This is a genomic window from Mesobacillus selenatarsenatis SF-1 (assembly GCF_000813125.1).
GTDB classification, from domain to species: domain Bacteria; phylum Bacillota; class Bacilli; order Bacillales; family Cytobacillaceae; genus Mesobacillus; species Mesobacillus selenatarsenatis.
In genome coordinates, this window is record NZ_BASE01000134.1 from 62793 (window position 1) to 73069 (window position 10277).

At 40.3% G+C, this 10277-nt stretch carries 11 protein-coding genes; all 11 read left to right on the top strand.

Annotated elements, in window-relative coordinates:
• The first annotated feature begins 203 nt into the window (after positions 1-203).
• The 11 genes from TY49_RS23045 (at position 204) to TY49_RS23095 (ending at position 10020) form a co-directional block, all read left to right on the top strand.
• Positions 204-1067, top strand: a complete 864-nt coding sequence (locus tag TY49_RS23045) for a hypothetical protein (protein ID WP_041968214.1) — start codon at positions 204-206, stop codon at positions 1065-1067.
• Between the two features lie 25 nt (positions 1068-1092).
• Positions 1093-1821: an ABC transporter ATP-binding protein gene (locus TY49_RS23050; RefSeq protein ID WP_041968215.1), complete on the top strand. Its 729-nt coding sequence runs from the start codon at positions 1093-1095 to the stop codon at positions 1819-1821.
• Positions 1802-2542: an ABC transporter permease gene (locus TY49_RS23055; RefSeq protein ID WP_041968216.1), complete on the top strand. Its 741-nt coding sequence runs from the start codon at positions 1802-1804 to the stop codon at positions 2540-2542. The genes TY49_RS23050 and TY49_RS23055 overlap by 20 nt, the downstream gene beginning before the upstream one ends.
• A gap of 13 nt (positions 2543-2555) precedes the next feature.
• A complete protein-coding gene (locus TY49_RS23060; protein WP_041968217.1) occupies positions 2556-4013 on the top strand; it encodes a sensor histidine kinase in 1458 nt (485 codons plus the stop codon).
• Positions 4010-4702, top strand: coding sequence for a response regulator transcription factor (locus tag TY49_RS23065; protein WP_041968218.1), 693 nt, complete (start codon positions 4010-4012; stop codon positions 4700-4702). The genes TY49_RS23060 and TY49_RS23065 overlap by 4 nt, the downstream gene beginning before the upstream one ends.
• Positions 4703-4716: 14 nt before the next feature.
• Positions 4717-5082: a YisL family protein gene (locus TY49_RS23070; protein ID WP_041968219.1), complete on the top strand. Its 366-nt coding sequence runs from the start codon at positions 4717-4719 to the stop codon at positions 5080-5082.
• A gap of 155 nt (positions 5083-5237) precedes the next feature.
• Positions 5238-5927, top strand: a complete 690-nt coding sequence (locus TY49_RS23075; protein WP_041968220.1) for a DUF975 family protein — start codon at positions 5238-5240, stop codon at positions 5925-5927.
• 99 nt (positions 5928-6026) lie between these two features.
• Positions 6027-6578, top strand: coding sequence for a DinB family protein (locus TY49_RS23080; protein ID WP_439646191.1), 552 nt, complete (start codon positions 6027-6029; stop codon positions 6576-6578).
• Between the two features lie 157 nt (positions 6579-6735).
• Complete coding sequence (locus TY49_RS23085) at positions 6736-7272, top strand: NfeD family membrane protein (RefSeq protein WP_041968221.1); 537 nt, start codon at positions 6736-6738, stop codon at positions 7270-7272.
• An 11-nt stretch (positions 7273-7283) separates the two neighbouring features.
• Entirely contained in the window at positions 7284-8831 is a 1548-nt protein-coding gene (floT, locus tag TY49_RS23090) for a flotillin lipid rafts scaffold protein FloT (RefSeq protein WP_041968222.1), read from the top strand.
• A 280-nt stretch (positions 8832-9111) separates the two neighbouring features.
• Positions 9112-10020: a nuclease-related domain-containing protein gene (locus tag TY49_RS23095; protein ID WP_041968223.1), complete on the top strand. Its 909-nt coding sequence runs from the start codon at positions 9112-9114 to the stop codon at positions 10018-10020.
• Positions 10021-10277 lie beyond the last annotated feature (257 nt).

The window sequence follows — 10277 nt, forward strand, 5'->3', positions numbered from 1 at the left end:
CCGGAGGCTCCATGAAGGAGACTCCGGCTTTTTGTGTATGGCGAAGACAGCAATAACAGATTGCGAGCAGCGGTCAAGCGCTTGCGCTTTCTTATCTCAGACTGCGATTTAAGAAAAATTTAAGATTTAATTTATAAGCAGTTTAGAAATGAAGGTTAACCTTTGCTTGTAAGTTAAATTACACATTATTAGGAGGTTAAGAAATGAACATGAAAATACTGGCTGTAGTTGGGATTAGCGGGGCAGTCATGCTGGGCAGCGTGTATTCGATTTCGGCGAATACATCCGGATACGATTTGTACAAAGATGCTTTAAAGAAAACACATCAGTTGGAAAGCACAACGATGGAAATCAGTATGGACCTTTTGGACAACAGCAAAGAAATTTACAGTGCAGATACGACGATCAAAACAAACCGTCTTGAAAAGGCGATGGCTGGAAGCAGTACTGTTTCAAATGGTGAAACCACAGGCTCTTACGATATGTATCGACAAGATGGCCAATTCCTTGTGAAAAAGGATAGTGAAAATATAGTTTATTCAATGAAGTCCGGGGATCGCGTTCATGGGTCTAAGTCAGACAGAATGGAACTTCAGGAAGACATGGAAAAGCTGGTTGATGTCCTAACAAAAGACCTTCAGCAGAAGATAATAGTCAAAGATGGTAAAGCTGGTTCCAAGGAAGTAATCCTCAGCCTCTCTGGCACTGAAATACCAATTGCCGCCAATGTTATGACATCCTTAATGCTTAAGCATGCTGCAATGATGAATGACCGGACAGAAGATACGAATTCGAGCTTTCATGATGTAAAAGTTAAGCTCCCAGTTCTAAAAGAAGATATTGTCATTAAGTCAGCCGAAGTCAAAGCTAAAATAAGCACCCAGAACTTTGTGGAAGCACAGGATGTAAAAGTGTTAGTGACTGGCAAGGATGCCCAAGGAAAATTACATCAAGTAAGTTTTGCTGTCAGCCTGGACCTGACTAATGTAAATGAGACGAAAGTTGAGACGCTTGACCTTACGAATTTGACGATTGAAGAAGTGAAACACGGAAAAACACATAAATAATAACTTGCTGCAGAAGGTGAGATGTATGGAAACAGTTCTCGAAGTCTCCAATATTGGAAAAAGGTTTAAGAATGGGCGAGGTATAAGTGATATCAACTTCTCCATCGAAAAAGGAAATGTCTTTGGTTTGATTGGTCCGAATGGTGCCGGCAAGACAACATTGATGAAGGCTATAACTGGTCTCCTTAAACCAGATACAGGTAAAGTTAAGATTTCAGGCAAGAATCTTGAAGAAGATTATAAGTCTGCAATCAGGGATGTAGGGGCAAATATAGGTTCCGCGAGCATCTATTCACATTTAACTGCCTGGCAAAACCTGAAAATGATTATCAGGTTTTATCCAGAGCAGCCCATTTCCCGAATCGATGATGTCTTGAAGTCAGTAGGTTTAAGCAAATATAAACATGACAAGGTTTCTTCCTATTCGATGGGAATGGTCCAGCGACTTGGATTAGCTGCCGCCCTGCTTCCAAAGCCAAAGCTGATCATTCTCGATGAACCTGCAAATGGACTTGATATTGATGGGATGCTGGTTTTCCGGAATGTTGTCCGTCAGTTGTCTGACGAAGGAGTCACTTTTCTTATATCCAGCCATCTCACCTCTGAGCTTGATAAATTCTGCACCCACTTTGGCATCCTGATCGACGGAGAACTTCAGTGCATTGTACGAAAAGATCTATTTTCTGCAGGGAAATCCATTGAGGACCTCTATGTCGAAAGGATTGGGGGTGTTCATGTTGCGGGAATTTGTTAGCAATACACTAAATGAAATCGATAAGCTGATTGCAAAGAAAAGTGTGAAGTTTTATTTTGTGCTTGCTGTAGTCATGCCAATCCTAATAGGCTTTGCAGCAGTAAGGATCCAGTCAAATGATATGATCACCTTGCCTGCCCTCAGCATCAGCTTTTTTATTATGAATAGTTTCCTGCTTGTCGTTCTTCCTCTGTTTGTATTTATGTCGAGTTCGGAACTATTTGCTGGAGAATGGGAAAAAGGGTCTTTGTTTCAAGTCAGGCCTGTAACCAGAATGGAGATTTACTTATCCAAAGCTTCAGCTATAGCAGTATTGACTTTTATGCAGCTAGTGGTTGTTTGGGCCTTGGCATTGATCACTTCGACTGTGCTGGAAAAAACAATTATTTGGAACGAGATTGGTTCAATGTTCATCTCATTGCTTGTTTCAATCGTACCGCTGGCGGCAATCGTTTCTTTAGCCACATTCATTTCGCAATGGTTTAAGAACAGCCCTGCATCATTGGCAAGCGGCATTTTTCTGTATGGCTTGATGGCTGCATTGCCATTTGCTTTTCCAAACCTCTTGCATCTCTTTCCTACAGCGTACATGGACTGGTACCAGCAATGGCTTGGAAATGTGAATGTTTTATGGCTAGTGCAATCTTTCGCCTATTTGTTCTCCTTCAGTTCATTGTTTTTGACTGCCGGCTATTATATGTTTAAAGCAAAGGAACTATAACGAAGGTGTTTACATGACTATTAAATATCGATTAATTCTATCCTATCTAGCAATGGTTTTTGTGCCTCTGATTCTGTTCTTTCTTGCCGGCCTGCTCTTAATGTTCCTATTTCTTGGTGATATCCGTGAAGTCAGTGACTTGATGCCCGAAAGTCATGATTATAAGAAAACGATCAGCGAGGATACAAAGCTATTTGGTGAACTTAAGGAAAAATCCTTTGTTGATCCAGAAGGCTTGGCTAATATTGAATATTTGTCAGTCCTTTCTGCTGAATTAGAACAAGACGGTATTTTCATTGTTTTGCGTCAGGGAAATGAAGTCATTTATTCATCTCAGAAAACTGCCCACCTGTCTGCTGCCGCCCTTCCTGAATTCGGAGTATCCTCAACTTCCCGTATCATAGAAAAAATAGGGAAAGAAACATACTCCTTGAGGCAGCATGATTTTTACATTCCTGAAAAAGGGAGTGCATCGTTGTTTTTGATTAAGGACGCCAGCTCACTAACCAGGTTGATGCGCACATTTTATCCCATTCTATTTGTGATGCTGATATTGATTCTTATTATAACGAACGGTCTACTAACCTATTATGTATCCAGGAGTATTATCAAGCCAATCGAGCAGTTGAAGGAAGCAGCTAAGAAAATCAAAGAGGGCAATCTTGACCATACCATTAACGTAAATGGGAAGGATGAACTCGCACAGTTAAGTGCGGATTTTGAAGCGATGAGGAAGAAGCTGCAAGAATCTGCAGAGATACAGGCCCAATATGAAAAGAATCGCAAGGAATTGATTGCGCATATCTCTCATGATCTGAAAACGCCAATCACCTCCATTAAGGGATATGTAGAAGGTATCCGTGATGGAGTCACAAATTCTCCTGAAAAACTAGAACGCTATCTTCAAACAATCCACCAGAAATCAATGGATATGGATACTTTGATAAATGAATTATTTCTTTACTCAAAACTTGATTTGAAAAAACTGCCTTTTGATTTTGAGGAAGTTGATCTTAAGGATTATTTGATCGATTATCTTGAGGAACTGGCATTTGATCTGGAAAAAAAGAATGTGAAACTGAATTTTGAATACGATGCTAATGACTCATATCCGGTGAGCATTGACCGGGAAAAATTGAAGAGAGTATTTTCGAATATAATTGAAAATAGCCTGAAATACATGGACAAAGAAAACGGAGAAATAACCATTTCTCTTTATGAAAATCAAAATGAAGTCATCCTGGAGTTGGCTGATAACGGTCCGGGAATCAGTAATGAGTCACTCCCATTCATCTTCCAACAATTTTACCGGGAAGAGGGATCCCGGAACAAAGAAACAGGAGGCAGCGGCCTTGGGTTGTCAATTGCAGGAATGATCATTGAAGAACATGGAGGCACAATTACGGCGGAAAGCAGCTTAGGGATCGGGACGAGAATCATTATTTCTTTGGAAAGGCAGGTGGAATCATGAAAAGAATCCTTATAGTTGAAGATGAGAAGAGCATTGCTGAACTAGAACGGGATTATTTAGAGATCAATGGTTTCACTACTTATATAGCTTATGCTGGAGATGAAGGGCTAAGGCTGGCATTATCCAATGAATATGATTTAATACTGCTTGATGTGATGCTTCCCAATATAGATGGTTTTGAAGTGTGCAAAACGATCAGGAAAACGAAGGATGTCCCAATCATGCTCGTGACATCAAGGAAAGAGGATATTGATAAAATCAGGGCCTTTGGATTGGGGGCGGATGATTATGTGGTTAAACCTTTTAGTCCAAACGAATTGATTGCGAGGGTCAAAGCCCATTTAGCCAGATATGAAAGGCTGGTTGCAAAGCATCGCGAACAGGAAAATACTGATATCTATATCCGCGGACTGCATATTGACCGGTCTGACCGCCGAGTGTTCGTAAACAATCGTGAGACTATTTTCACAACAAAGGAATTTGATGTACTGACATTCCTGGCGACCAACCCCAATCAGGTTTTCAGTAAAGATCACCTGTTCGAACGAATTTGGGGGTATGACAGCATGGGTGAAATCTCAACCGTAACTGTCCATATTCGGAAAATAAGAGAAAAAATCGAGCTAGACCCATCTAACCCTGAATACATAGAAACCATATGGGGTGCGGGTTATCGCTTTAAAGCATAGAGAGGAAGTTACAAATGATCCACACACATATTACCGGCTGGGTGTTAGCCCTTATATTGTTTTTGGTGATAAGAGTTATGCAAAAGAAAGGCAAGAACACGAAGATTCTGCATATGATCCTTCGTGTGATCTACATTGTGATCCTGGGAACTGGCCTTATGCTACTGTTTGGCTTATATCAGATTACATTTTTATATATCCTGAAGAGTGCGCTTGGAATTTGGATGATTGCTTTATTTGAGATGGTTCTGGTAAATGGCAAGAAAAATGAAAGTGTTAAACATTTATGGATTCAGTTTTCTTTTGTCTTAGCCATATTGCTTTATCTTGGTTTTAAATTACCGCTTGGTTTTCAATTTTTTTTCATAATGGTATTTTAATAAACTCAAAACGCTGCAGCCCGGCAGCGTTTTGAGTTTTTTGTACCCAATATTAATCTTCCATGTATGTAATAGAAAAATAGGAAATATAATGGAAGGTACTTCACGATTGGAAATTCTTGCCGATAAATTTATTAAATGAAGGAGGCTATTTGATGGATTTAACTATTAATCAACTTAAAAAGAAATCACTTGAAGCATTAAAAGGAAAGTGGGGCATAGCGGTTCTCCTAACATTCCTGATATTTTTGATAACGACTTTTGTGCCGATGATTGCCGAAGTATACGCTAGCGGAGGATTCGAGACTTGGGCAAACCAAACAGAAACCCCGCTTATCGCAGACGTTATCAATATCTTCTTTTCCTTTCTGTTTATTCCTTTGACGACTGCTAGTTATTGGTTTTACCTTGTAGTTGCCAGGTGGAATGACCCAAAGATATCACAGGTTTTCGCTGTTTATAAAAACTGGGAACTATCCCTGAAAGTGATTGGAACTGCAATCCTGATGGGGATTTTTACAATGCTATGGATGTTACTATTGATCATACCTGGATTGATCAAAGGCATTTCCTATTCACAGGCGTTCTTCCTGTTAAAAGACAATCCAGAATATTCAGCACTAGAAGCAATCACGGAAAGTAAAAAGAGGATGAAAGGATACAAATGGAAATTCTTCCTGATGAATTTGAGTTTCATTGGCTGGGTGTTTATCGCGATTTTCACACTCGGAGTTGGATTTTTATGGTTATCACCATATATAGCAACAACCAATGCAAATTTTTATAATGAATTCATTTTTCCACAAGGAAACGAAGAAAAGAAATCAATAGATTTAGCTATTTAACTTACTATTGCATTCCCAATAATTTTTTAAAGACAAAGGATAATTTTGTAAAATGTCGAATAATAATATTTCTAGTCTTAAAGAGAAATGAGGTAGAATATGAAATTTGACATGTCCACGCTATTTTTAATCGATAAGAAAGACGGATTCACTCCGACATTAGGCCAACTTGTTTCGATGATGAATTATACGCGAGATACTACTTTAAAGGCTGTAGAAGGTCTTACGGTAGAGGAACTGGATTTTTTTATCCATAATGAGGCGAATTCCATCGGTATGCTGCTTGGACATATGGCTGCTGTGGAACGGATCTATCAAATTATTACCTTTGAAAAACGTGATCCAACAGAGGAAGAAGAAGAAGCATTACGTGCGGGGCTTGAGCTTGGGGAGCAGGGAAGAGCAGCATTTAACGGATTTCCACTTGAATATTACCTGGAAGATCTCGCTGCAGCGCGTAATGATACTTATAAAAAGTTCCAGGCGCTGAAAGATGACTGGCTGTTCGAACAAACAAATTGGTGGTGGAACCAGCCTGGAAACAATTATTTCAAATGGTTCCATGTGTTTGAAGATGAGCTTAGTCACCGGGGACAAATCAGGATGATCAAAAAGATTTATATTAAGGAGAAAGACCGTCTAGTTAAATAGAAAGCATAGAAAAAATCAATCAAATAGTTGGATTCAGCTATTTTTCTACAAATTTTTAAAAGATTTGAAACTAATTCCCGTGACAATCGTATTACATATCATGAAATAAATGGAATAAGGGAGGGTGCTTGTTCGATTTTAGCAAGGGGTGAGGAAAATGGAGCTGTTTGGCATGCCATTAGAAACGATTTATCTTTATGGATTGGTGATTTCGGGAGCCGTCACGATTTTATATTTGTTTTTTGGTGACGTACTTGAAGGAATTACGGAAGCTATACCTTTTGTTAATCCAACCTTGATTTTTTCTTTTGTGACAATTTTTTCAGCTGGAGGGTATTTAGGGGAAGCTCTTACGAAACTCAACAGTGTGTTGATTGCTGTTGCTTCAGCCATTATTGCTCTTATTATTGTAACTTTGTTGAATGTGTTTGTCCTGATTCCATTATCCAATGCGGAAGAATCACTTGTTTATAAGGAAAGTGATTTGCGAGGGAGAATTGGAACAGTCATTACGGGTATCCCCGTAGACGGGTATGGAGAAGTCCTTATTGAGAATATTAGCGGACGTATCTCAAAACCTGCAGCCAGTTTTACAAAATCGGAAATTCCATACGGCAAAAAAGTACTGGTCATTGATGTAGAGAATGGAGTACTGCAAGTTAAGTTATATGAAGAACTAGAGACTTATATTTAGGGGGAAATGGTATGGATCTTATGTTTATCGTTATAGGTTTTGTTGTATTCCTTGTCATCGCATTAATCGCTGTGTTCATTACCAAATACAAAACGGCTGGTCCGGATGAAGCTTTGATTGTTACCGGCAGCTTCCTTGGCAGCCGCAATGTTCATACGGATGAGTCGAGCAACAGGATAAAAATTATTCGTGGAGGCGGCACGTTCATCTTCCCGGTATTCCAGCAATCCCGCCCACTCAGCCTGCTCTCAAGCAAGCTTGAAGTCACTACACCTGAAGTATACACAGAACAGGGTGTTCCAGTCATGGCAGATGGAACGGCGATTATTAAAATCGGAGGATCCATCAGTGAAATTGCCACTGCTGCTGAGCAATTCCTAGGAAAATCAAAAGAAGACCGCGAGAATGAAGCGAAGGAAGTATTGGAAGGACATCTGCGTTCAATCTTGGGGTCGATGACTGTTGAAGAAATCTATAAGAACCGTGATAAGTTCTCGCAGGAAGTCCAGCGTGTGGCATCACAGGATCTTGCAAAAATGGGACTTGTCATAGTGTCATTCACGATCAAGGATGTCCGTGATAAAAATGGCTACCTTGATTCCCTTGGTAAGCCTCGTATTGCCCAGGTAAAACGAGATGCTGATATCGCAACTGCTGATGCGGAAAAAGAAACACGAATCAAGAAAGCTGAAGCAGATAAAGAAGCGAAGAAGGCTGAATTTGAACGCGCGACTGAAATCGCCGAAGCAGAAAAAATCAACGGTTTGAAAGTTGCTGAGTACCGCCGCGAGCAGGATAGTGCCAAGGCGAGAGCTGACCAGGCTTATGATTTGGAAATGGCACGTACACAACAAGAGGTCACCGAACAGGAAATGCAGGTCAAAATCATCGAGCGTCAAAAGCAAATTGAACTTGAAGAGAAAGAAATTCTGCGCCGCGAACGCCAATACGATTCTGAAGTCAAGAAAAAGGCCGACGCTGACCGCTATGCTGTCGAGCAATCCGCAGCTGCTGATAAAGCCAAGCAAATCGCTGAAGCAGATGCAAATAAATATCGTATTGAAGCAATGGCTAAGGCTGAAGCAGAAAAAGTTCGTATGGACGGTCTTGCGAAAGCGGAAGCAGAAAAGGCAAAAGGTGAAACCGAAGCGGAAATTATCCGCCTGAAAGGTGTTGCCGAAGCAGAAGCAAAGGAAAAGATCGCCGAAGCGTTCGAACAATTCGGCCAGGCTGCAATCCTCGATATGATCTTGAAAATGCTTCCTGAATACGCGAAGCAAGTTGCAGCGCCACTTGGTAACATTGATAAGATTACCGTTGTCGACACAGGCGGCAGTGACGCCAATGGCGGAGCAAACAAGGTCACAGGCTATGCCACTAACTTAATGGCAACACTTCAAGAGTCCCTTAAAGCTTCGTCAGGTATTGATGTAAAAGACCTGATTGAAAACTTCTCTGGTAAAGCGAATGTAAGGCACAGTATCGATGCGTTGGCAGACGAAATTCGTGAGAACAAGACTGAAAACAGAGTTGAAGCTGCTCTGAAGCAGGAAGAATAGAAGGGAAAATCCGTCTGGGGTTTGACTCCAGGCGGTTTTTTGCATTTACATTCAGGGTGCAACATTTTATGTATTTACGATTGAGACTGCGTCTGATTTAGGAGATAAACGATTGATAATGCCTATAGCATAAAATTTACGATTGATATGGCGTGAAATCTGGAAGTATACGTGAATCATTGACTAGAATCTAGATAGGCAATAGAAAAAAAGTTAACAAAATATTCACAAAAAATGCATGCTATTTGGATTAGAATAAGCTTAAAAAAGGAAGTGGACTATGTTACTAAAAAAAAGAACTGAATCAGAGGAAATAGTAGCACTGCGCTACCTGAACACACGAATGGAGTTGGCCGCAAAGGATAAATTTCATCTTTCGAATTTGGAAAAGGGGTATAGAGGGGAGATTGAATTTGACCGGCTGACTGAAAACCTATCAGAGGAAAGGTATATAATAGATGACCTCCTGCTCCAGGTGAATAATTCATATTTCCAAGTTGATAAGGTAATAATCTCTGGGGGATTGATACATCTATTGGATGTGAAATATCACGAAGGTGATTATTTCCTGGAATCAGACAAATTGTACTACATGAAGAGCAGCCGAGAGTTCAAAAATCCAGTCATTCAATTAAAACGAAGCGAGACTCTCTTTCGCCAACTGCTTCAAAACCTCAAATTAAATTACCTCGTCCAGGCTGCAGTCGTTTTTAACAATCCTGAATTCACCCTTTACCAAGCCCCGATGGATCAGCCAATCATTTTACCAACCCAAATCAATCGCTTTTTAAAAGAACTTAACGAAACACCTTCCAAGTTGGACGAGAATCATAAAATACTCGCCCAAAAACTGCTTTCCTTGCACCACGTAAAAAATCCATTTACCACTCTGCCTCCATATGATTATGACCAATTGGAAAAAGGTATGTATTGCAGGGATTGTGGTTCATTTAATACTTCTATAAAAATTCGGCATTTAGTCTGTGGTAAATGCGGAAGTTCTGAACCTGTAGAACAAGCAATCGTACAGCAAATAGAAGAATTTAAACTATTGTTTCCAGATAGAAAGATAACGACACAAAGCATATATGAATGGTGCAACATAGAAATAAATAAAAGACGAATAACCAGAGTATTAAAGAAGTTTTACACAGCAAAAGGAACTACATCGGATACTTATTACGAATGATATATGGTCTGAAGAAGGTGCAGGTTCTGACAAAGTAGGAGCGTCGCGCCGCTGATTTGTCTGAAGTGGGTACAGGTTCGGACAAAACTGGAGGGCATCACCGGAAATTTGTCTGAAGTGGGTGCAGGTTCGGACAAAACAGGAGTATCACACCGGTGATTTGTCTGAAGTAGGTGCAGGTTCGGACAAAGTAGGAGCGTCGCGCCGGTGATTTGTCTGAAGTGGGTACAGGTTCGGACAAAACTGGAGGGCATCAC